This is a genomic window from Shewanella donghaensis, from assembly GCF_007567505.1.
GTDB classification, from domain to species: domain Bacteria; phylum Pseudomonadota; class Gammaproteobacteria; order Enterobacterales; family Shewanellaceae; genus Shewanella; species Shewanella donghaensis.
Window position 1 is genome coordinate 518,626 of record NZ_CP041783.1, and the last position, 22,125, is coordinate 540,750.

The 22,125-nt window shown below is 39.9% G+C and carries 16 protein-coding genes and 6 tRNA genes; 4 read left to right on the top strand and 18 right to left on the bottom strand.

Annotation, left to right across the window (positions count from 1 at the left end):
- Positions 1 to 21 precede the first annotated feature (21 nt).
- The 16 genes from gloA to FPK91_RS02235 form a co-directional block, all read right to left on the bottom strand.
- The gene (gloA, locus tag FPK91_RS02160; RefSeq protein WP_144207356.1) at positions 22 to 432 is read right to left on the bottom strand and encodes a lactoylglutathione lyase; all 411 of its coding nucleotides are present in this window, start codon (positions 430 to 432) and stop codon (positions 22 to 24) included.
- 511 nt (positions 433 to 943) lie between these two features.
- Positions 944 to 1,531 (bottom strand): DUF1287 domain-containing protein, encoded by a 588-nt coding sequence (locus tag FPK91_RS02165; RefSeq protein ID WP_144207358.1) that lies wholly within the window; start codon positions 1,529 to 1,531, stop codon positions 944 to 946.
- 145 nt (positions 1,532 to 1,676) lie between these two features.
- Entirely contained in the window at positions 1,677 to 2,318 is a 642-nt protein-coding gene (gene nth / locus FPK91_RS02170) for an endonuclease III (protein WP_144207361.1), read from the bottom strand.
- A 4-nt stretch (positions 2,319 to 2,322) separates the two neighbouring features.
- Positions 2,323 to 3,018 (bottom strand): electron transport complex subunit E, encoded by a 696-nt coding sequence (locus tag FPK91_RS02175; protein WP_144207364.1) that lies wholly within the window; start codon positions 3,016 to 3,018, stop codon positions 2,323 to 2,325.
- Positions 3,011 to 3,646, bottom strand: a complete 636-nt coding sequence (gene rsxG, locus FPK91_RS02180) for an electron transport complex subunit RsxG (RefSeq protein WP_144207367.1) — start codon at positions 3,644 to 3,646, stop codon at positions 3,011 to 3,013. The genes FPK91_RS02175 and rsxG overlap by 8 nt, the downstream gene beginning before the upstream one ends.
- 8 nt (positions 3,647 to 3,654) lie before the next feature.
- Complete coding sequence (rsxD, locus tag FPK91_RS02185; RefSeq protein ID WP_144207371.1) at positions 3,655 to 4,704, bottom strand: electron transport complex subunit RsxD; 1,050 nt, start codon at positions 4,702 to 4,704, stop codon at positions 3,655 to 3,657.
- 2 nt (positions 4,705 to 4,706) lie between these two features.
- Positions 4,707 to 7,136, bottom strand: a complete 2,430-nt coding sequence (rsxC, locus tag FPK91_RS02190; protein WP_144207374.1) for an electron transport complex subunit RsxC — start codon at positions 7,134 to 7,136, stop codon at positions 4,707 to 4,709.
- Entirely contained in the window at positions 7,130 to 7,726 is a 597-nt protein-coding gene (gene rsxB, locus FPK91_RS02195; protein ID WP_144207377.1) for an electron transport complex subunit RsxB, read from the bottom strand. The genes rsxC and rsxB overlap by 7 nt, the downstream gene beginning before the upstream one ends.
- 2 nt (positions 7,727 to 7,728) lie before the next feature.
- The gene (gene rsxA, locus FPK91_RS02200) at positions 7,729 to 8,307 is read right to left on the bottom strand and encodes an electron transport complex subunit RsxA (protein WP_144207380.1); all 579 of its coding nucleotides are present in this window, start codon (positions 8,305 to 8,307) and stop codon (positions 7,729 to 7,731) included.
- 138 nt (positions 8,308 to 8,445) lie between these two features.
- Complete coding sequence (locus tag FPK91_RS02205) at positions 8,446 to 10,347, bottom strand: EAL domain-containing protein (RefSeq protein WP_144207383.1); 1,902 nt, start codon at positions 10,345 to 10,347, stop codon at positions 8,446 to 8,448.
- Between the two features lie 185 nt (positions 10,348 to 10,532).
- Positions 10,533 to 10,608: transfer RNA gene (locus FPK91_RS02210), tRNA-Asn, on the bottom strand.
- A 28-nt stretch (positions 10,609 to 10,636) separates the two neighbouring features.
- Positions 10,637 to 10,712 (bottom strand) — tRNA-Asn (locus tag FPK91_RS02215).
- Between the two features lie 33 nt (positions 10,713 to 10,745).
- Positions 10,746 to 10,821, bottom strand: a tRNA-Asn gene (locus tag FPK91_RS02220).
- 28 nt (positions 10,822 to 10,849) lie between these two features.
- Positions 10,850 to 10,925 (bottom strand) — tRNA-Asn (locus FPK91_RS02225).
- Positions 10,926 to 10,948: 23 nt separating this feature from the next.
- Positions 10,949 to 11,024 (bottom strand) — tRNA-Asn (locus tag FPK91_RS02230).
- A gap of 39 nt (positions 11,025 to 11,063) precedes the next feature.
- A tRNA-Asn gene (locus FPK91_RS02235) sits at positions 11,064 to 11,139 on the bottom strand.
- Positions 11,140 to 12,339: 1,200 nt separating this feature from the next.
- Here FPK91_RS02235 and uvrB point away from each other — a divergent pair.
- Positions 12,340 to 14,379, top strand: coding sequence for an excinuclease ABC subunit UvrB (gene uvrB / locus FPK91_RS02240; protein ID WP_144207386.1), 2,040 nt, complete (start codon positions 12,340 to 12,342; stop codon positions 14,377 to 14,379).
- A 123-nt stretch (positions 14,380 to 14,502) separates the two neighbouring features.
- Here the strand turns inward: uvrB and asnS are convergent, their stop codons facing one another.
- Positions 14,503 to 15,903 carry an asparagine--tRNA ligase gene (gene asnS / locus FPK91_RS02245; RefSeq protein ID WP_144207389.1) on the bottom strand — a complete coding sequence of 467 codons (1,401 nt, stop codon included), beginning with the start codon at positions 15,901 to 15,903 and terminating at the stop codon, positions 14,503 to 14,505.
- A gap of 237 nt (positions 15,904 to 16,140) precedes the next feature.
- Between asnS and FPK91_RS02250 the strand changes: the two genes are divergently transcribed.
- Positions 16,141 to 16,476, top strand: a complete 336-nt coding sequence (locus tag FPK91_RS02250; RefSeq protein ID WP_144207392.1) for a hypothetical protein — start codon at positions 16,141 to 16,143, stop codon at positions 16,474 to 16,476.
- A gap of 115 nt (positions 16,477 to 16,591) precedes the next feature.
- Here the strand turns inward: FPK91_RS02250 and FPK91_RS02255 are convergent, their stop codons facing one another.
- Positions 16,592 to 17,167: a CoA pyrophosphatase gene (locus tag FPK91_RS02255; protein WP_144207396.1), complete on the bottom strand. Its 576-nt coding sequence runs from the start codon at positions 17,165 to 17,167 to the stop codon at positions 16,592 to 16,594.
- 423 nt (positions 17,168 to 17,590) lie between these two features.
- Between FPK91_RS02255 and malQ the strand changes: the two genes are divergently transcribed.
- Positions 17,591 to 19,813, top strand: a complete 2,223-nt coding sequence (gene malQ / locus FPK91_RS02260) for a 4-alpha-glucanotransferase (RefSeq protein WP_144207399.1) — start codon at positions 17,591 to 17,593, stop codon at positions 19,811 to 19,813.
- A gap of 76 nt (positions 19,814 to 19,889) precedes the next feature.
- A complete protein-coding gene (gene glgB / locus FPK91_RS02265) occupies positions 19,890 to 22,124 on the top strand; it encodes a 1,4-alpha-glucan branching protein GlgB (RefSeq protein ID WP_144207402.1) in 2,235 nt (744 codons plus the stop codon).
- Position 22,125 lies beyond the last annotated feature (1 nt).

The window sequence follows — 22,125 nt, forward strand, 5'->3', positions numbered from 1 at the left end:
TTTATTTTAATCAATGAGATATCAACCTAAACCTTCAGACATTGATTTCTTTTGAATAAGTTCAATTTTGTAACCATCAGGATCTTCGACGAATGCGATTTCAGTACTTCCACCGGCTACAGGTCCCGGTGCTCTAGTGATATTACCGCCAGCAGCCTTAATTGCTTCACAACGAGCATAAATATCTTCTTCACCTATGGCTAAATGACCAAAACCATTGCCTAAATCGTAACTCTCAGTGCCCCAGTTATAGGTTAATTCAATAACCGCTTGGCCAGTAGACTCTTCGCCAAAGCCAACAAAGGCGAGGGTATATTGATATTGCTCATTTTTTGATTGGCGTAATAATTTCATTCCCATCACTTCAGTGTAAAATTTTATACTGCGTTCAAGGTTACCAACACGGATCATGGTGTGAAGTAGTTGCGACATATTATTCTCATTATTTATGTATAAGTGATTGTTCAAGCATAACAAATTTTCATCTGCGATATAAAACTGAATTTAAGAACTTATTTTCGTCTTAGTTCACAGTTTTACTGCAAGATGATGGGAAAGTTTTAATTAAAAGCTAGAATTAACTTATATGAATTTGGAGACAAGATAATGACAATAGAATTAAAAATGGCTCTTGGTACCTCAGTAATAATTGCAGCTTTTTTAAGCGCTTTTTTTGTGGCTTTGTTTTAATAACTTAGACTTCATCGCCTAAAAAAACCGCTTTGAGCGGTTTTTTTGTATCTATGAGAATATTACTTAATAACCTACAACTTCGTTACGCCTATCTTCCAAGTCAGTATCATTTTATAAGCTACTCCATTCCCCTAAACTTTCTAGTGCGCCGAACTGTCTGATTTCAAAACATTAATGCTCTGCAGTATTGATTATTTCCCGGGAAAGATAACCTTTACTTAGTCTAAATATAATGTTTATTACCAACAGATTATATTTTAGGCTCATATCGAAAGTGACCGGTTATAGCATATTTGAATAACATGTCGTCAACGACAGGACCATTGCCAATGTTATGAACGATTAAAGGATTGCCAGAGGTTGTGGATGAGCGATCGATGATCATACCAATATGGGGGAGATTGCCTGGCAACATCCAAGTGACGATGTCTCCAGCTGCATAATGTTTGGGATTTTTAGATTGCTCTAGTACGGAACCATAACGAGTAAAAAATGTTTGTAGATTTGGCACTCTTCGATGGTCAATATTGCGGTCTGTTTTAGTTAATCCCCAAATTCGTTTTGATGGATACAAATGAAAATTGTTTACCATGTCTTCATGGACTAGTTGCTGCAGATCGATTCCAAGCTGTCTATAGGCTCGTATCACTACATCAGTGCAAACGCCAATATTATCTGGAACATCGCCGTTAGGATAAGGAATGGAGATGTAAGCGCCATCATAAGTGACATTGTGGGTTTTTCTTTCATGTAAAGCCGAAACGATATCGGTTTCAAATGACTGAGCTTTAGTAACCGTAGAACAAAATATCATCACAACAAAAATCAACAACCTCATAAAATATCCTTATTTATATAGGTTAAGTAAAACAGCATTAGATGTAATGTGTCATAGACACTATATGGATGTGACAATCATTACTAGTCATTAAAATAATGGCTTTTGAATACTCTTAGAAAATGATTGCAAACCAATAAGAAAATTAATCTTCTGGATAAACCTTATTTTTAAACTCACAAAGGTCTTCTATCATACAGCTGCCACATCTAGGTTTGCGAGCAATACAAGTATAGCGGCCGTGTAAGATAAACCAATGGTGTACATCGACTTTAAACTCAGCGGGTACCACTTTGAGCATTTTCTCTTCGACTTGATCGACATTCTTGCCCATGGCAAATTTAGTGCGGTTAGCCATTCTAAAAATGTGAGTATCCACAGCGATAGTAGGCCAGCCGAAAGCTGTATTGAGCACGACGTTAGCCGTTTTACGGCCAACACCGGGTAGTGCTTCTAGGGCTTCTCGGTTTTCAGGGACTTCGCCGCCGTGCTGATCAAGTAAGATTTTACAGGCCTTGATGACATTAATGGCTTTGTTGTTATATAAACCAATCGTTTTAATATAAGTTTTGAGACCATCTACGCCAAGATCGTAAATGGCTTGGGGAGTATTGGCCACTGGATATAGCTTGTCAGTGGCCTTGTTGACGCTCACATCGGTCGCTTGCGCCGATAACGTTACGGCAACAAGTAATTCAAAAGGGGACGAAAAGTTTAATTCCGTTTCAGGTTTTGGATTATTGTCCCTAAGACGTGTGAGCATCTCATAGCGTTTATCTTTATTCATTTATTTAGCTAACCTTGGTAATTCTTGCGCGAGCAATTGTTTCGCTTTCTGGTTTTGGCTGACGGCTTTCAAGTTTGCTATCAATGACATTTTTAAGGGCAATTAATAATCCCATAGCGATAAATGCCCCAGGAGGCAGCATTGCAATCAGGAAGGGGGTGTCCAGTTGAAACACCTGAATCGTTAATACACTTGCCCAGTCGCCAAGCAATAATTCTGCGCCATCAAATAGTGTTCCTTGGCCGAGTATTTCTCGTAACCCACCTAAGACAACTAAAATGGCACTAAAGCCTAAGCCCATCATCAGTCCGTCAAATGCTGCGCTAGTGACATTGTTGCGAGAAGCAAACGCTTCAGCACGGCCAATAATGACGCAGTTAGTCACGATTAATGGTAAGAAAATCCCTAACGAAAGATACAGCCCATGTGTGTAGGCGTTCATTAGTAATTGTACACAGGTCACTAGTGCAGCAATGATCATCACAAATACTGGGATGCGAATTTCTTTAGGTACAAAGTTTCGTACTAATGACACTAAGATATTTGAACCGACTAACACCAGTAATGTCGCCATCCCCAAACCTAATGCGTTAGTGACTGTTGCGGTGACAGCTAACAAAGGGCATAAGCCTAATAGCTGGACTAAACCAGGGTTATTTTTCCATAATCCTTGCCAAGCTATTTCGCGATAATTAGTCATGCTCACGTCCACAATGATTGATGGTGTTATAAAGTGTTTCTCTATTCTTTTCGACGTAGATTAAGGCGTTATTGATGGCTTTTACATAGGCTCTTGGGGTAATGGTTGCACCTGTAAATTGATCGATGTCACCGCCATCTTTTTTTACCGCGAGTGGTTTATCATCTGTATTAAAAAACAAGCCTGAAAAGCCTAAAACCCAATCCGATTTTCTTAAATCAATTTTATCGCCGAGGCCTGGCGTTTCTTGATGTTCAAGTGTTCTGACACCCAGTAGGGTATTGTTATTATCAACACCGATGATAAGTTTAATATCTCCATTATAACCATCCGGTGCAACGGTCTCTATGGCGATGGCAACAGGATTATTATCCACATTGGCAATGTATGCCGATAATGGTTTCTCAGTACCAAGCAGTGCTTTGTCCATGACTTCAATACAATTGTCATTTAATGCATTGTCGTGCATTGATGCTGGAATAATTTGTTGTAAAACACTCGTCAACTGTTTGCGTTGTTGTTCGATAATTTTGTCAGCGGTTAAATAATTAACCGTCGCTACAAGCCCTGTACAACACAGTGCAAATAACGCCAGTATTAGGCCATTTCGAGTAATAATATTAGACATAGTTAACCTTAATTCCCTGCTCTATGGCCGTATGAGCGTGGACGAATATAATAATCGATGAATGGCGCGCACATATTGGCGAGTAATACTGCAAAGGCTACGGCATCTGGATAACCGCCGTACGTCCTAATGACAAAAATAAGGACACCAATAATCGCGCCAAATAACAATCTTCCTCTGGGACTTGTTGCTGCTGTAACTGGATCGGTCGCAATAAAGAATGCACAGAGCATGGTGCCACCGGAAAACAAATGCAGCAGTGGACTTGCGTGGGTACTTGGGTTTAATAAGAACCCGATACCAGCACAGATAAAAATTGCCAGTAATATGCCGGTACTGATATGCCAGCGAATGACCTTCAATTTAAGCATGATAAGGCCACCGATTAAATAGGCGACGTTAACCCAAAGCCAACCTACACCAGCAACACCATCGAATACACTTTTTTGTAAACTCTCTCCGCTGGTTAAACCCATTGATAAATCCGTTTTAAAGGTATCTAAAGGGGTAGCCATAGTATGGCCATCAATACCCAATCGGTAATAATCGATATCAACATTCGATAACTCAAAGATTGAATTCAACGCGGCCATAATGCCAACATGGTTGGTCGCAAGTTCAGTAGGTGCAACCCAAGTGGTCATTTGTACTGGGAACGACACTAACAACAAAACATAAGCTGCCATAGCAGGGTTAAATATGTTGTTTCCTAAGCCACCATAGAGATGTTTTACGATCACAATAGCAAAAAGGCAGCCTATTAACGTCATCCACCAAGGCGTTAGCGGGGGAATTGCTACGGCAATTAAAAGTGCCGTTACGAGGGCGCTATTGTCTGATAAAGCATCCTTGATAGGTTTGTTTCTTAACTTCATTACGCAGGCTTCAGCGCTTAATGCGACTGTCACAGCAAGGACAATTTGTATTAAAGTTCCCATTCCAAAAAAGTAGGTCTGCGCCAAAATACCTGGAATTAAGCAGTAGGCAACGCGTAACATAACTTTGTTGGTATGCAGTGTGGTACTAACATGTGGTGATGATGCTATTTTAAATGCCATGTTTATTCCTCTTCACTCAACTTACGTTGATTAGCAAGCTTCTTTGCCTTCGCTTTAGCGACAGCGGCTGCAATTCTAGCTTTCTTGTCATCAACAGGCACATGAGTTGGTTCTGATATCTTAGTCTGTTCAATAATGTCAGTGTCTAAGTGTTGATTTAAAGCTGGAGCTTCTGCAGTTTGACTCGCTGCTAATTTCTTCGCTTTGGCTTTTGCTACAGCGGCAGCGATTTTAGCTTTCTTGTCATCAGCGGGTTGTTGAGCGTGTTCAGCTGACTCAGCTTGCTCTGTAATAATAGAATCTACATTTTGATTCATAGCTGGAACGCCTGAAGTTTGACTCGCTGCTAACTTCTTGGCTTTGGCTTTCGCTACAGCGGTAGCGATTTTGGCTTTCTTGTCATTAACAGGCACATGAGCTGCTTCTGCTATCTCAGTCTGTTCAATAATGTCAGTATCTAAGCTTTGATTTAAAGTTGGAGCTTCTGCAGTCTGACTCGCTGCTAATTTCTTCGCTTTGGCTCTAGCTACCGCGGCAGCTATTTTAGCTTTTTTATCATCAACAGGTGCATCAATTGGAACTTGAACATCCACTTCTGAACTACTAGTCTCTGAACTTTTAGTTTCAGAGCTAAGCTTTGCAGCCAGTTTTTTAGCTTTAGCTCTGGCTACAGCAGCTGCTATCTGAGCTTTCTTATCATTTATTGATTCGTCAACTTGAGCCAACTCTTCAGGATCTGATTTAGCAGCAAGCTTTTTAGCTTTAGCACGTGCAATGGCGGCTTTGACTGCTGCACTTTTATCGCTTGCTACTGCTGAAGTGTTTTCAGAGGCTTTATCAGATACATTTTTTGATGCATGTTCTGATATAGAGTCACTTTGTGCTGCTTTCTTTTTAGCGGCCACTCTTGCCATTGCTTCAGCTACAGCATCTTTAGACGTTGTGGTCATGGATGCTTTACGTTTTTCTGCTGCAAGCCTAGATTTCTCTTCGCGAGCTAACTTTTCATCATCTAAACGTTTTAATCGCGTTTCGAATCTGATTTTTGCTTGTTCAGCTTGGAATTTTTCTTCAGCTTCATTTTTTAAGGCTGACTTAGCGATACGATAATATTCAACTAAGGGAATATCACTTGGACATACGTAGCTACAACACCCGCATTCAATACAATCTTTAAGATTAAAGCTTGCTGCTTTATCGTATTCTTCTGCTTTGGCATGCCAAAACAATTGTTGTGGTAATAACAAAGCTGGGCAGACTACTGCACATTCACCACAGCGAATACAGGCTTTTTCGTCAACGTCTGGAGCAATTTCATGACTGCTTGGTACCAGAATACAGTTGGTACCTTTTAGTACTGGTACATCATTTCGAGGCAAGGCATAACCCATCATAGGGCCGCCAATGATCACTTTGGATGCTTGGTTCTTAGCGCCATCGAACTGTGTTTTGGTTTGCTCTAGTGCATGTTTAACAGGGGTGCCGATTGGAAGCCAATAATTACCTGGTTTAGAAACTTGCTCACCGGTTATTGTTACTAAGCGTTCAACCAATGGTTTACCGTTTAATACCGCATCTTGTATGGCATAGGCTGTACCCACGTTGTGAACGACAATCCCTTGTTGTGCCGGAATGCTACCCGTGTGGACTTCTTTACCGGTTACAATTTGAATTAATTGCTTTTCACCACCAGATGGATATTTAGTGGGAATGACAGTGATGCGTATTGTTTCAACTAAAGCTGTAAATTTAGCCAAAGCCACTTGCATTGCTGTAGCCGCTTCAGGTTTGTTATCTTCGATAGCAATGATAATTCGCTGCGGATTGAGCAGGGTGTTAATGACTTCGATACCTTTAATGATGTCAGTTGCGTATTCACGCATTAATACATCATCAGAGGTGATATAAGGTTCACATTCCACCCCATTGATAATCACTAGATCAATTTCACTGGCGGGATTTAATTTTATATGGCTTGGGAAAGTGGCGCCGCCCATACCCGCAATACCGGCTTGCTTAATTTTATCGAGAATTTGTTGGTTTGAAAGCTCGCTTAAAGTGGTAGAAGTATAGTCGGTTGCACTATCGTGGCCATCCGCTTTAATGGTACAAGTTAAACAAGGCAAACCTGATGCATGATTACTTGGATGCTGCTCTACCGAGGTTATTTCACCTGATGTTGGCGCATGCACAGGAAGGTACATGAAACCTTCACCCTCAGTGAGTAATTGGCCTTTGAGTACTTGGTCACCGACATTGACGGCTAGTCGAGCGCAATCGCCAACTTGTGGGAGCGGGACTAAATACTTATCCGCTAATGCAATGGTGCTAATAGCTTGGGTATTTGAGAGCTGTTTCAGTTGTGGGGGATGAATTCCGCCCGGAGAATGCCATAAAGTCCCTTTATCAATTTGTTCTAATAAAGTTAGCACTGAGATTCCTCATTTACTTCTTTCACTTTTACACTGGTATCGATTAACGTGATAGGAATCGAAGCCAATTTCCAATCCCAATTCTTTAGGTTTTGTTCTACTGGGATCATATCAATACAATCTACAGGGCAGGGCTCAACGCACAAGTCGCAACCTGTGCAATCTTTGGCTATAACGGTATGCATAAGCTTACCTGCACCTAAAATGGCATCTACAGGACAAGCCTGAATACATTTAGTACAACCAATACATTCATCTTCTCTGATGTAAGCAACTTTTTTGACAGTTTCTTGAGCTACCGCGTTTAAAGGCTCTGGTTCAACGCCCATTAAACTGGCAATCTTTTCCATTGTAGCAGTGCCACCTGGTGGGCATTTATTGACATTGTCTCCGTTAGCAATAGCTTCTGCATATGGTCTGCAACCAGGGTATCCACACTGGCCACATTGGGTTTGTGGCAGTAATTCTTCCACTTGGTCAATGATAGGGTTGCCTTCAACTTTAAATTTAATTGAGGCATAACCAAGAATTAATCCAAATATGAGGGCTAATATTGTTAGTACTGTGACAGCAATTGCGATACTCGACATGTTTATTTAACCAGCCCCGCAAACCCCATAAAGGCAAGAGACATCAAGCCTGCGGTGATCATAGCAATAGCGCCACCTTTAAAAGGAAGTGGTACATCAGCAGCCGCTAAACGTTCACGCATAGCGGAGAACAAGATTAATACTAGCGAAAATCCGAATGCTGCCCCAAAGCCATACACGGCCGATTGGAGGAAGTTATGATCTTCATTGACGTTCAGTAATGCCACACCAAGAACGGCGCAATTGGTCGTAATTAGAGGTAAATAAATCCCTAAAGCACGATGCAAAGATGCGCTGGTCTTTTGTACGAGCATTTCAGTAAATTGGACTACAACAGCAATCACGAGAATGAAGCTCATGGTTCTCAAATAAGTGATGCCAAAAGGCTCAAGTAAAAACTCATTAGTGAGATAACTCAATATAGAGGCTAAAGTAAGCACAAACGTCGTCGCCATCGACATACCAATAGCAGATGCAAGCTTGCTCGATACCCCCATAAAAGGGCACAGGCCGAGGAATTTTACTAAAACGAAATTGTTAACCAGCACGGTGCCAATCAACAGTAAAAGATAGTCTGTCATTACTACACTTTTTCTACTTGAGAATGCTATTAAAGATGAGGGGTATTATCTAAGGTTTATGCTTGATTAACAACGGATAAAAAAAAGGGTTATGTAAATAATAACCCTATTTTGTACTAAAGCTCTTACATTGGTTATTTATTTATCTGTTTTTGCGATGATTTCTGGTCTAGCAATATAATATCCTTGCAGTCCATCAACGAGTAACTTTTCTAATGCGAGTTTTTCGTCTTGTCGTTCAACCCCTGTCGCAACCACTTTAATGCCTATTCTGCGGGAAATATCTACAATCATTCTTACAAAAAATTTGTTGTTATTATTCTGCTCAATGGCATCGCTATAGCTAGTATCCAGTTTTATAACATCTGGTTTTACTTCTCTAAAAAACTTGAAAGATGAAAAGCCTAAACCGAATTGCTGAATAGCCACTTTTACACCGACTTTGTGCATTTCGTTGACGAAACGTTGACTGGCATTGAGGTTGTTCTGCATGCCTGATTCATTGACTTCAAATATTAATCTGGCTGCGACAGTGCGATGACTTGATAAAATGTCTCTTAGCCAAGAGACGAACACATCTTGTAAAGCTGAAGATGCGCTTAGGTTTACACCGAAACTACCGGTTAAAGTTGGGTTAGCGCTGAGTATTTGAATACTATGTACTACGATCATTTTATCAAGTTCGACATTTAAACCGTGTCGCTCAGCCATCGCAACCACACTGGCAGTGGGTAGGTTAGAGCCTTCGCTGTTGAAGAAGCGTGCAAACAATTCTCGATAAACATCAGTTTGGCTATTACATGGCAATATGGGTTGTTGGAAAAATTTAACCCCTTTTCGATTGATTAAGTCGTTAATCGTCACTTTCCAGTGATCATCTCCTAGCTGTTCGCTACCGTTGAACTTTTCAAGTATGTGGTATTTGTTAGGGCCAGTTGTTTGAGCAATGCTGACAGCTGTGTCAGCTAATGTGAGTAACGCATGGGCATCAGAATTATTGTCATAAGGAACTAGACCTGAGTTAGCGATATTATCCGCTTCAACATTTTGAGCGTATTCGTCTAAATTTCGTTTAAGTTCGATAAGAAATTGTTCGGCTTCTTTTACCGTTATTTCTTTAATGAATAGAGCGAAATCACTGCTTGATACTCGGTAATATTCATTTGTACCAAATTTTGAACCTGCGGTTCTTATGCAAGAGGCAATTTTAATTAAGTAGTTATCTCCGGCTTCTCGTCCTTTTAGCTGGTTAATGCTAGATAACTCTGCTGCTTTAACTATACACAAAACACCAAATTGGCGTTTATCGGAAGCCGTAATTGTTTTGAGGTAATCATTAAATCGACGTCGTGTCGAAAAGCCCGTGATGGGGTCTTGATAGGCTGCTTTTGTTAGTTCATCATTTTGTTTATGAAAACTGGCAATACTGGTTTTTAGTTCACCACGGCTTTTTTCTAGGGCTAAACCTACAGGTTTCAAAGACCCTTTAAGCTTTGAAGTTTCAACGGCCTGGAAGGATAGATTGGATATATGACTAATATATTCGGAAATGTATTTAATCCCTTGACGGTGGCGGTGCATCAGTATTGCAAAACTTAGCATAATAACTAGGTAGGCAATGAAAGTTAAAGTGGCTGCTTTTTCAAAATTGACAAAACTGGTTGTTATAACAGATTTAGTACTTAACCTGACTTGCAAACGACCTTCAGGAAATATGTTGCTATGGCTTAATTCTATGTGGAAAATTTCATCTTCAAAATCAGCATCATTTTTAGATAAAGTGCCAAAAGTAAAATTGTTATCACTATCTGAATTATGAATATACTGGAAAAACTGAAAGGTAAAAGATTTCGACAATTCGTTATAAAGCTGTTGACCATTGTCATTCCAATTAGACATTGGTTCTAAATGCTTAATGTAACTTTGCGTGGCAATGTCACCTTGGCGCTGCATTTCTTTTTTTTCAAGATCGTAGATACGAAATAGCAATAATCCAAATATGACGAAAAGTACTAACTGGAAAGATTTAGATAAACCCATGAATGATCCGTTTCCTGTAATAAATTTTTGTCACAATATCGAGAGATAAGCGCAATAAAATTAGAAACCTATAAAAATATTAGGAAGATAGTAAATGAAATTGTAGTGTAAAAACGGATAAATGATAAGGTTTTTTTTTAATACGAAAGGAGATGCACTGAGAATTGAATAGAGATGTAAAATCTTGGCTCCCCGGACTGGACTCGAACCAGTGACATACGGATTAACAGTCCGCCGTTCTACCAACTGAACTACAGGGGAATTGAAGATTTATATAGTGCTTTAGAATTGGCTCCCCGGACTGGACTCGAACCAGTGACATACGGATTAACAGTCCGCCGTTCTACCAACTGAACTACAGGGGAATCGAATAATTCTATTTGTAACTTAATCTGAAGTGGCTCCCCGGACTGGACTCGAACCAGTGACATACGGATTAACAGTCCGCCGTTCTACCAACTGAACTACAGGGGAATTGATACTTCAAATATTGTGCTTTAATTGGCTCCCCGGACTGGACTCGAACCAGTGACATACGGATTAACAGTCCGCCGTTCTACCAACTGAACTACAGGGGAATTGATTAAAACTAAGATAAAATTGGCTCCCCGGACTGGACTCGAACCAGTGACATACGGATTAACAGTCCGCCGTTCTACCAACTGAACTACAGGGGAATTGCATTTTATCTTTATTCTCGACTTACTTTACTAAATTGGCTCCCCGGACTGGACTCGAACCAGTGACATACGGATTAACAGTCCGCCGTTCTACCAACTGAACTACAGGGGAATCGTTTTAGCAATGTATTGCTGAGAACGGAGCGCATAGTAAAACGCTATGATCAATCAGTCAACTCGAGATATAAAAAAAAGTGAAAAATTAGTGTTAAGTGGTCATCTAATGCACATCGTGAGTTATAAATGGCCGTTGTGACTGATTTTTAACTGCTACCTTTTCGAATCTAACAATTTCTTTGTATATCTATTACTTAGAATTTGTTTATCTATTGCTTGAAATACTATTACAAAGATACGCATGAGACTATATTTTGATCATTATGACTCTAAAAATAAGAATTGCAGATGATGATAGATAAGTATGGTCTTAACTGTGACAGACAATTAATAAGGCCTCCTGATTTTTTGCTAGGGTTTATGATTGTTAGAGTAAGTATCTTTTGTCAGTAGTCAAATTTATCACCGTGTGCTGTCATGTATAAATTACTGCTGATGTGATTAGCATTGATTTCAGCAATTATTAATAGTCAACGTTATGAGTCTCTATAGGTGTTGGGATCAATAGAAGTGATTGTGGCTTTTAAATAAATGGTTGAGTTTGGCAATTCCCTAGAATTTTACTATCAAGTAGATAAGCTTGATCCAATCCTAATCTAAAGTACGTATATAGGAAAAGTACTAGGTTTATTAATATGTACAATTACTCAGTCTCTTAAATGACTTGCTAAATCTCAGTGTGCTAATGACTGATAACTTACAAATGTAATTTTATTACATGTTACTTATTTTACGTTTTTATTAAATTGCGACTACCGTGATAGCCCAGTAATATTGGGCTAGAGTGACTTATCCACTAAATCTGTGGATAAGCCTGTGTGTTAGTCTAAAAATATGCCCTCAAACCCTTACTATCATTGGCACTGACTTAAAATCTACCAATTATCATCTTTCAAAAAAAGTTGTTTTTATTCAGTTGGATGCAAAATGCAATGCTTTTGTTTTTGTGAGAGTAGTTTAGGTATGTTTAATGTAAGCGAAGACAAATCGAAATTGTGTATTAAATAGCACTATAATGACGGTTTGTGGCGCTTTTTTATCCAGTTAGGTGATAAAAGTTTCGTTGTAGCAATATTTCATTTTTTCATCGTTAAACTGTAATAAATGTCTGTTATGTCATTTTTATAAAATGTGATTCGCAAATTTTATTCGCTTTAGTATAAAATACGCCTTCACCCAAGAAGGATATTACCTCGTGTCAGAATCGGTTTTTAATCTAGTATCAGACTATACGCCAGCAGGTGACCAACCCACTGCAATTAAACAACTTGTAGATGGCTTAGAAGCAGGCGTGGCTAAACAAACCTTGCTTGGGGTAACTGGCTCTGGAAAAACGTATACCGTCGCCAATGTTATACAAACATTAGGGCGTCCTACCATTATCATGGCGCCTAATAAAACCCTAGCTGCCCAGCTTTATGGCGAGATGAAAGAGTTTTTCCCTAATAATGCCGTCGAATATTTTGTTTCTTATTACGACTATTATCAGCCAGAAGCTTATGTGCCTGCTTCAAACACCTTTATCGAAAAAGATGCATCAGTTAACGCACATATCGAACAAATGCGTTTATCGGCCACTAAAGCACTGCTAGAACGTAAAGATGTTGTCCTTATTGCTTCAGTGTCTGCTATCTATGGCTTGGGCGATCCTGAGCTGTATATGAAAATGCTTCTACACTTGCGCCAAGGTGACACCATGGGGCAAAGAGACATCATCACTCGCCTTGGTGAACTACAATACACTCGCAATGACATTGATTTACAGCGCGGTACTTTTAGAGTCCGTGGTGAAGTGATTGATGTTTTTCCTGCTGAATCTGAGCGTGATGCCATTCGGATTGAATTATTTGACGATGAAATAGAACAGCTGAGTGAATTTGACCCTTTAACTGGCCATGTCACTAAACGTGTAGCTAGAACTACCGTATACCCTAAAAGCCACTATGTGACGCCTCGAGAGACAATTATTGACGCGACGGAACATATTAAAGAAGAATTAAGAGAGCGGCGTCAGGAGCTATTAGATAACAATAAGCTTATTGAAGCACAGAGAATTTCAGAGCGGGTACAATACGATATTGAAATGATGGTTGAGCTGGGGTATTGCTCCGGCATTGAAAACTATTCTCGCTATTTATCCGGCCGCTCTATTGGTGACGGGCCACCAACGTTATTGGACTATTTACCTGCTAACGGTTTACTCATCATTGATGAATCACACGTCACAGTGCCACAAATCGGCGCCATGTATAAAGGTGATAGAAGCCGTAAAACAACGTTAGTGGAGTATGGATTTAGATTACCGTCAGCGTTAGATAACCGGCCGCTTAAATTTGAAGAGTTTGAGCAGTTAATGCCGCAGACCATATTTGTCTCTGCAACGCCAAGCGATTATGAATTTGAGCAAAGTGATGGCGAAATCGCTGAGCAGGTTGTAAGACCAACGGGTCTATTAGACCCTGAGTTAGAAGTGCGCCCCGTTGCGATACAAGTGGATGATTTATTATCAGAAATCCCTAAGCGCGTCGCAGTTAATGAACGTGTGCTAGTGACGACATTAACCAAGCGGATGTCAGAAGATCTAACTGAATATCTTGATGAACATGGTGTGAAAGTTAGATATCTGCATTCGGATATTGATACCGTTGAGCGAGTTGAGGTTATACGTGATTTAAGGCTCGGTGTTTTCGATGTACTTGTGGGAATTAACTTACTTCGTGAAGGGTTGGATATGCCTGAAGTGTCTTTAGTGTGTATTTTAGACGCTGATAAAGAAGGCTTTTTACGATCAGAGCGGTCACTTATTCAAACCATTGGCCGAGCTGCACGAAATATCAACGGTAAAGTGATTCTTTATGCGGATAAAATCACCAAATCTATGGCAAAAGCCATGGAAGAAACCGAACGTCGCCGTACAAAACAGCATGAACATAACCTTAAAATTGGTCAGAAACCTAGAGGTGTTGTTAAGAAAATTACTGATGTAATGGACTTAGGGGATCCCCATCGTGGAAACAGTAAACATCAGTATACGGCTTTTGGTAAGGTCGCTGAAACAGCGCCATCATACGGTGATAAAGACACGAAAGTATTGAGTGTTGCTGAACTGGCGAAACAAATTGATGTGCTTGAAAAGCAAATGCATCAACATGCTCGCGACTTAGAGTTTGAACAAGCTGCCGCTGTTAGAGATGAAGTTAAACAGTTGCGAGATAAAATTATATCGGCAAGCTAAGTTGTTGAATTTTATTAATTGAATTCTAAGATTGCTCATATTGCTAAAATTTGAGCATAAAAAAACGCGCTAATTAGCGCGTTTTTTATTAAGCCACTCTTAATAATTAATAAGAGTTTATGCTTAGAAGTTTGCTGACTTAGGTGCACGTGGGAATGGAATCACGTCACGGATGTTGCTTACGCCCGTTACATAAGAAACCAAACGCTCAAAGCCTAAACCAAAACCTGCGTGAGGCACTGTGCCGTAACGACGCATGTCACGGTACCACCAGTAATCTTCCTGATCTAAGTTCATTTCAGCAAGACGAGCATCAAGTACGTCTAAACGTTCTTCACGCTGTGCGCCGCCAATAATCTCGCCAATACCTGGTGCTAATACATCCATTGCAGCCACTGTCTTACCGTCATCATTTAAACGCATGTAGAATGCTTTGATGTCTTTTGGATAGTTTTTAACAACAACAGGTGCTTTGAAATGCTCTTCTGCTAGGTAGCGTTCGTGCTCTGAATGTAAGTCGATACCCCATTCAACGTCGTACTCAAACTTTTTACCACACGCTTTAAGAATTTCAATCGCATCGGTGTAATCAATTTGCGCGAAGTCACTGGTTACGAATGCTTCTAAACGTTCAATGGCCGTTTTCTCTACACGTTGTGCGAAGAATTCTAAGTCATCACGACGTTCATCTAACACTGCCCTGAAGCAGTATTTAAGCATGTCTTCAGCAAGTTTAGCTGCATCATCTAAATCAGCAAAAGCCACTTCAGGTTCAACCATCCAGAATTCAGCTAAATGACGACTTGTATTTGAGTTCTCAGCGCGGAATGTAGGACCAAAAGTATACACTTTTGATAATGCACAAGCATAAGTCTCAGCATTCAATTGACCTGATACAGTTAAGAATGATTCTTTGCCGAAAAAGTCTTCGCTGTAATCTACAGTTCCATTGTCGTTACGCGGAAGATTTTCTAAATCTAGTGTCGATACGCGGAACATCTCACCAGCACCTTCAGTATCTGAAGCAGTGATAAGCGGTGTAGAAACCCAGATGTAACCTTGTTCATTGTAAAAGCGATGAATCGCTTGAGATAAACAGTTACGAACGCGGGCAACAGCACCAATAATATTAGTACGTGGGCGAAGATGGGCTAATTCGCGTAAGTGCTCAATCGAGTGACGCTTAGCAGCCATAGGGTAAGTGTCAGGATCTTCAACTAAACCTGCAACTTCAACCTTGGTCACTTGCATTTCAAATGCTTGACCTTTACCTGGTGATTCAACCACTTCACCAGTCATGATCACAGAGCAACCAGCAGTAAGCTTTAGCACTTCATTAGTATAATTTTCTAAATTATTCGGTATAACACCTTGAATAGGATCAAAACATGAACCGTCGTAAACGGCTAGAAATGAAATACCAGCTTTAGAATCGCGGCGTGAACGAACCCAACCACGGACTGTAACTTGCGAACCAATCGCGAAGTCACCTTTAAATACAGAAGCGACAGATGTAATGCTCATTGTTGCTTAGTTCTCCAATGAATCAAAGATAAAATAGGGGCTTTATATTACCTTGATATAGGCTTTTCACAAGCGCAAAAGGGTCTAACTCGCAGTTATTTTCACAACTTTTAACAATCTCTACTGTTATTGCATAAAATTATTAGGCTATAACCGATTTTTGATCAAAAAATAGGGTTGTAAGCGTATGATGAAAAGAAGTATTTTAATGCTATAAAAATAATAAAGGGGGGGGAGATGTCCAAAACTAAGATAATCCAAATTGTATTAACCATACTGTCAGTAGCGGGTTGGTCTTTGGCTGTTTACGCTCTGTTAGTTTTCGGTGATGCGCGTCCCGATAGAGCCGTTGGGTATTACATGAGTAAAGGGGTTGAAGTACGCCTTGATTGGGATCCTGCTCTAACAGTCACGCTTGAGTATGTTATTTGGAGTTGTGCAGCGATTAGTTTTGTTAGTTTAGCGGTAAACTACTGGGCGCGTTCAAGGAGCAAAGTCGAATACTGGTATAATATTCCATTGCTATTTACTGCATCTTTAGCTGCTGGTTTATATATTCGTTATGTTGTTTAACGTCAAAGTATCTTTTAAACGGCTAATTTTTCAAATTGTTAGTGTTCGCCGTCTTAATTATCAGTTTATTCAAAGAGTTTTTAATATAAGTTTATTATAGAAAGTTTACTCACAGTTAAGTGTCGTCTAGGTGACAACAAAGTAAATTGATTATAGCTGCAGTGACTCCCCAAATAAATTTATCCTCATAAGGCGCGTAGTGAACATCGTAGGTTTTACCATGACGGTGATATTTCGCACTATATCGGTTATCGGGGTTCAAAAAATATTTAAGTGGCACCCAGAAGGCGTCAGCTACTTCACCAGGATCTAACTTTATATCAAAAGGCTGCTTGATAATGCCAATGATTGGAGTGACTTCAAACCCGGTGAACGTAGTGTGTGGTGGAAAGGTTCCTATAATATTGACATTGTCAGGCAGTAACTGAATTTCTTCCTCTGACTCCCGTAATGCTGTTTCTATCATATTATTGTCTTGCTTATCTACTTTACCGCCGGGAAAACTAAATTGACCAGGATGGGCTCTTAAATGCAAAGCACGCTTGGTTAATAGTAGCTGTAATTCACCATTAACTTCTAACAAAGGAACTAGCACAGCAGCTTTTCTTAAAGTTTCACTTTCTGCAGGGGAAGGAAGATGGCTTTCCAGGGTTTGTAACGAAAAGTTAAAATTGAACTGCGCTGTATTCATTAATACTTCCCTGATGATTCATGCATTTATTATGGAATGAGTCACTAATATACCTTCTTATAAATTAACACATTATCAATACTTGTGGCGATGGAATTAGACCAGAAGATGATGTGTTAGGCACCTCGTTTAAAACACTACCCTAAACTTTAATTCATTGAGAATAATCCTCTCCTAGTGGAAATTATGCACTTTTCATGTGCGTGGTTGCACCAAAACAATTGTCTTGAGTTGTCGTTATGATTTTATTTCAAACAAAGTCAATCAATTTTTAAATGCTTGTTAATATCATAATCTACTGATTATTAAGTTTTAATTGTTTTTCATAATATTGAAATAAAACTGTATTTAAACTGAGATGTTCAGCTGGCATGTTAACTGCTGGGTTATTAATCAGTATAGACATTCGCGAGGAAGACAAATATGGGACTGGAAAAGTTACTGTATTTGCAAGGCGTAGGCGCTGAGTTTATTGATTGCTTTGGCAACAATGTGCAAATTCAGCCACGAGATAGAAACGGAATTTTACAGTCTATGTGTTCAAGTGACTGTATGGTTGATGAGGTCAAAAATAATAGTGAGCAAGCCATAACTTATGATAATGAATCTTCATTAGCTGGTTTGTCTGATAATTACATTCAAGAGCGTATTTATGAATTAGATGCAGCTCCTTGGACTTTGCCCTTACAGGGTTTTCAATGGAGTTACGTTGATAATCCAACGACAGAATTTTATTTGCCGGCTAATTTTAAAGGTAAAATTCGCGTAGAAATCTGCTTAGAAAATGGTGAAAAATTTCATTATCAAGTTAACTTACTGCAAATGCGAATTGTGGGAGATTATGCCATTGATGGCATTCAATACTTAAAATATCTGCATCAGTTAAATCATGTGATTAATGCTCCGATAGGCTTAGGGTATCACGCTATTTCAGCGTCTTTTGAATTTGATGGTTTTTCTAATCGTTTTCACGGTCAATTAATGATTGCCCCTCGAGAAGCCTTTACTCAATCAGTGGCAACAGGCTCAAGTTGGGGTCTTAGCACTCAGTTATATAGCTTACAAAGCGAAAAGCAGTGGGGAATTGGCGATTTTGGGGATTTACTGAGCTTAATCGATTTAGCTGCTCAAAAAGGGGCTGATTTTATACTACTAAATCCATTACATGCTTTGGATTTACCTGAAAATGTCAGTCCATATAGTCCGTCAGACCGCCGCAGACTAAACCCACTTTATATACATATTGATACGGTTGAAGAATACTCTGCAATAAAAAAACTATTCGATAATGATATTTGGAATAAAAAGAAGGCTGAATTAGCACGAGTTGAATTATTAGATTATAACGTCGTTTATGAAATAAAATTTGAAATTTTTCAATTACTTTATCAGCAATTTCTCATTGTAAATAAAACCTCAAATACTGAGCGTTACCAACAATTCACCCAGTTTAAGCAAGAGCAGGGTGATGCATTAATCCAATATGTTACGCATCAACAGGACCACTACGACAAATTAAGTAAAGACGCTCACTACGAATATAACCGAGAATATAAAGACATTGAGTTTCTTTGCTATTTGCAGTTTGTTGCTAGTGAGCAGCTTATTCTTTGTCAATTAACTGCAAAATCAATAGGAATGCCTATTGGTCTCGTCCGTGATATGGCGGTCGGGGCCTCACCCACGGGATCAGAAGTCACCGCCAATACTCAATACTTTTGCATTGACGCTAATATTGGTGCACCGCCAGATCCCTTTGCACCACAGGGGCAAAACTGGGGCTTAACGCCTTTTGACCCAATCAAGATTGCTCAACATCGTTTTGAACATTTCATCGACTTGATTCGATCTAACATGCAGTCATGTGGCGGTTTGAGGATTGATCATGTCATGGGCTTACTGCGTTTATGGTGGTGGCCTAAGCAACAAGGTTTGGGCAATGGCGCCTATGTTTACTATCCACTTGATACCTTACTGGCCATTCTATGTTTAGAAAGTCAGCGAGAACAGTGCATCCTCATTGGTGAAGATCTCGGCATCGTCCCGCCAGAAATTAGAGATAATTTATCCAAAGCCAAAATTTTCTCTAATGAACTGTTCTACTTTTCAAAACATCACCAAGGCTTTACCGAGCCGCATCTCTATAAATCTCATAGCTTAATGATGCTAGCTAACCATGATGTCCCAACATTAACGGCGTGGTGGCATGAACAAGATATTGAGCTACGTCATCAATTGAACCTTTATGAAATTGAACAGAATTATTTGGATGCTAAAACGCTTAGATATCAAGAAAAACAGCAACTGATATCACTGCTTAAACAACAACAATTGATTGCTGAACAAACAGATCTACAGAATATCATTTTTAATCAATTGATTATTGCTTGGCTACGACTGTCAGCATCAGGCTGTTCTTCGTTGTTTAGCGTGCAAGTTGACGATCTTGTTGATGAGCCGACGCCGATCAATATCCCTGGCACGTGGAAAGAATACCCCAACTGGCGACGAAGGCTTTCAGTGACTCAAGAACAGTTGGCGCTCGACTCGACAGTCAGTGAAAGGCTAGAGACCGTTAACAACACTAGACGCAAACAAGTACCCACAATGAGCTGTAAAAGCCCACGGACAGTCAATGACTTGTAAAGCGTATTTCATAACGGATGTGACTCATTGATAGACACAAGCGAATTTATTTTAATCTTTAACGGAGCAATGCTAAATGACGAATAATGCCCCTTATTTTAATCATGGAACAGATATCGCGTTACTGAATGGTGACTACACCGATGTGTTTTCGGTATTAGGCATGCACAAAGCCGAAAATAATAAAACATTGCTCGTTAGGTGCTTTGTCAAAGGCGCGCTAGCAGTGGAAGTATTAAACCTCAAAGACGGTAAAAAAATAGCAACGCTTTCACAAGTTGATGGAGAAGGGCTTTTTGCAGGAACGTTAGGCAGACGGGTGAAGCCATTTTTATACAGTTTAAAAGTGACTTACCCAATGAGCGTTGAAACCATTATCGATCCTTATCAATTCGGCAGTTTACTTAATGATGATGACACTTATTTATTTGCTGAAGGTAAACAACAAAAAAGTTATCAATTTCTAGGTGCTAATTGGCAAACACTGGCAGATGTTGAAGGCGTACACTTTTGTGTTTGGGCCCCAAATGCTCAAAAAGTCGCTGTTGTGGGGGACTTTAATCATTGGGATGCAAGACAGCATGTTATGCGGTTTCATCCAAGTAACGGTATTTGGGAAATATTTTTACCCAATGCTAAAACTGGGCAATTTTACAAATTTAAAGTGACCACCCAAGCGGGTGAACTGTTTGAAAAAGCAGACCCTTATGCTATTCAAATGCAGGCGGCGCCGGGAAATTCTTCCGTCATACCCGCAAAGAATGATTATCAATGGCAAGACAAAAAATGGCTTGAAAAACGCTCAAAGCTTGAGTTACATGAGTCACCTATGTCGGTCTACGAGGTGCATTTAGCGTCATGGAAGCGCAAAGGTGAGTGGGGCGACACTTATCTTAGCTATGAAGACTTATCAAATGAGCTTATTCCATACATCAAAGAAATGGGTTTCACTCATTTGCAACTAATGCCAATCAGTGAATATCCCTTTGATGGGTCATGGGGTTACCAACCAGTTGGTTTATTTGCCGCGACTTATCGTTTCGGCGATCCTTCTTCGCTTAAAGCTTTTATTGATGAATGTCATCAAAATGATATTGGTGTTTTGCTTGACTGGGTGCCAGCGCATTTTCCGAAAGACCCTCATGGACTGGCTAAGTTTGACGGCAGTTGTTTGTATGAGCATGAAGATCCACGTCAAGGTGAGCACCCTGATTGGGATACGCTGATTTTTAATTATGGCCGTGGAGAAGTGCAAAGCTTCTTACTAAGTAATGCTTGCTATTGGCTTGAAGAATTTCATTTTGATGGTTTAAGACTTGATGCTGTCTCATCCATGCTTTATTTAGATTATAGCCGCGAGTCAGGTCAATGGTTACCGAACGAGTATGGTGGCCGAGAAAACATACAAGCAATTAACTTTTTAAAGTTACTCAATGAACGCATTTATGCCGATTACCCTGGTGTCACCATGGTAGCGGAAGAATCAACTGCTTGGGGCGGTGTGACTGACACTACTGAGAATGGCGGCTTGGGATTTGGCTTTAAATGGAACATGGGGTGGATGAATGATTGTTTAAGCTATTTAACCAGAGATCCCATCCATCGAAAGCATCATCACCATGAAATGACATTCAGTTTGGTTTATGCCTATACCGAGCAGTTTATTTTATCACTCAGCCATGATGAAGTCGTACATGGCAAAGGTTCGTTATTGCATAAGATTCCAGGTGATGACTGGCAAAAGTTCGCCACCTTAAGAGCTTTTTTAGGTTTCATGTGGGGCCACCCTGGTAAAAAACTGCTGTTTATGGGCACTGAATTTGCCCAGCGTGATGAGTGGAACCACAACCAAAGTCTAGATTGGCATTTACTCCAATACGCGCCGCACCAAGGAATGCAAGATTGGGTGAGAGATCTCAATAGTTTATATCTTGAAAATCCCGCTTTGTACGAATTAGACCATCAAGCCTCAGGCTTTCAATGGTTAGATTGCGATAACGGTGATGCCAGTATCTTTAGTTTTATTCGCTATGGTAAAGACAGCCAGCATTTAATTTTTGTGGTCAATATGACGCCGCAAGTGCATCACCATTTTAGAGTCGGCTTACCGTCTGAAAATGATTATATCGAAGTCCTAAACAGTGATAGCCCCTGTTATGGCGGTAGTGCGGTAAGTAATGGCACCATTATTAACACAGATATTGCCTGGCAAGGCATGGCTCGTAGTGGTCTGGTGACAGTGCCGCCACTGGCGACCATTGTACTCAGTGTTAACAGCGCTGATTCAATGCTAGCACTAGAAGAGGATTAAC

Bases quoted from the DNA above. Each gene is read 5' to 3' on its own strand.
- gloA (WP_144207356.1), bottom strand. From the start codon at position 432: ATGTCGCAACTACTTCACACCATGATCCGTGTTGGTAACCTTGAACGC.
- FPK91_RS02165 (WP_144207358.1), bottom strand. From the start codon at position 1,531: ATGAGGTTGTTGATTTTTGTTGTGATGATATTTTGTTCTACGGTTACT.
- nth (WP_144207361.1), bottom strand. From the start codon at position 2,318: ATGAATAAAGATAAACGCTATGAGATGCTCACACGTCTTAGGGACAAT.
- FPK91_RS02175 (WP_144207364.1), bottom strand. From the start codon at position 3,018: ATGACTAATTATCGCGAAATAGCTTGGCAAGGATTATGGAAAAATAAC.
- rsxG (WP_144207367.1), bottom strand. From the start codon at position 3,646: ATGTCTAATATTATTACTCGAAATGGCCTAATACTGGCGTTATTTGCA.
- rsxD (WP_144207371.1), bottom strand. From the start codon at position 4,704: ATGGCATTTAAAATAGCATCATCACCACATGTTAGTACCACACTGCAT.
- rsxB (WP_144207377.1), bottom strand. From the start codon at position 7,726: ATGTCGAGTATCGCAATTGCTGTCACAGTACTAACAATATTAGCCCTC.
- rsxA (WP_144207380.1), bottom strand. From the start codon at position 8,307: ATGACAGACTATCTTTTACTGTTGATTGGCACCGTGCTGGTTAACAAT.
- FPK91_RS02205 (WP_144207383.1), bottom strand. From the start codon at position 10,347: ATGGGTTTATCTAAATCTTTCCAGTTAGTACTTTTCGTCATATTTGGA.
- asnS (WP_144207389.1), bottom strand. From the start codon at position 15,903: ATGAGCATTACATCTGTCGCTTCTGTATTTAAAGGTGACTTCGCGATT.
- FPK91_RS02250 (WP_144207392.1), top strand. From the start codon at position 16,141: ATGTCCAAAACTAAGATAATCCAAATTGTATTAACCATACTGTCAGTA.
- FPK91_RS02255 (WP_144207396.1), bottom strand. From the start codon at position 17,167: ATGAATACAGCGCAGTTCAATTTTAACTTTTCGTTACAAACCCTGGAA.
- malQ (WP_144207399.1), top strand. From the start codon at position 17,591: ATGGGACTGGAAAAGTTACTGTATTTGCAAGGCGTAGGCGCTGAGTTT.
- glgB (WP_144207402.1), top strand. From the start codon at position 19,890: ATGACGAATAATGCCCCTTATTTTAATCATGGAACAGATATCGCGTTA.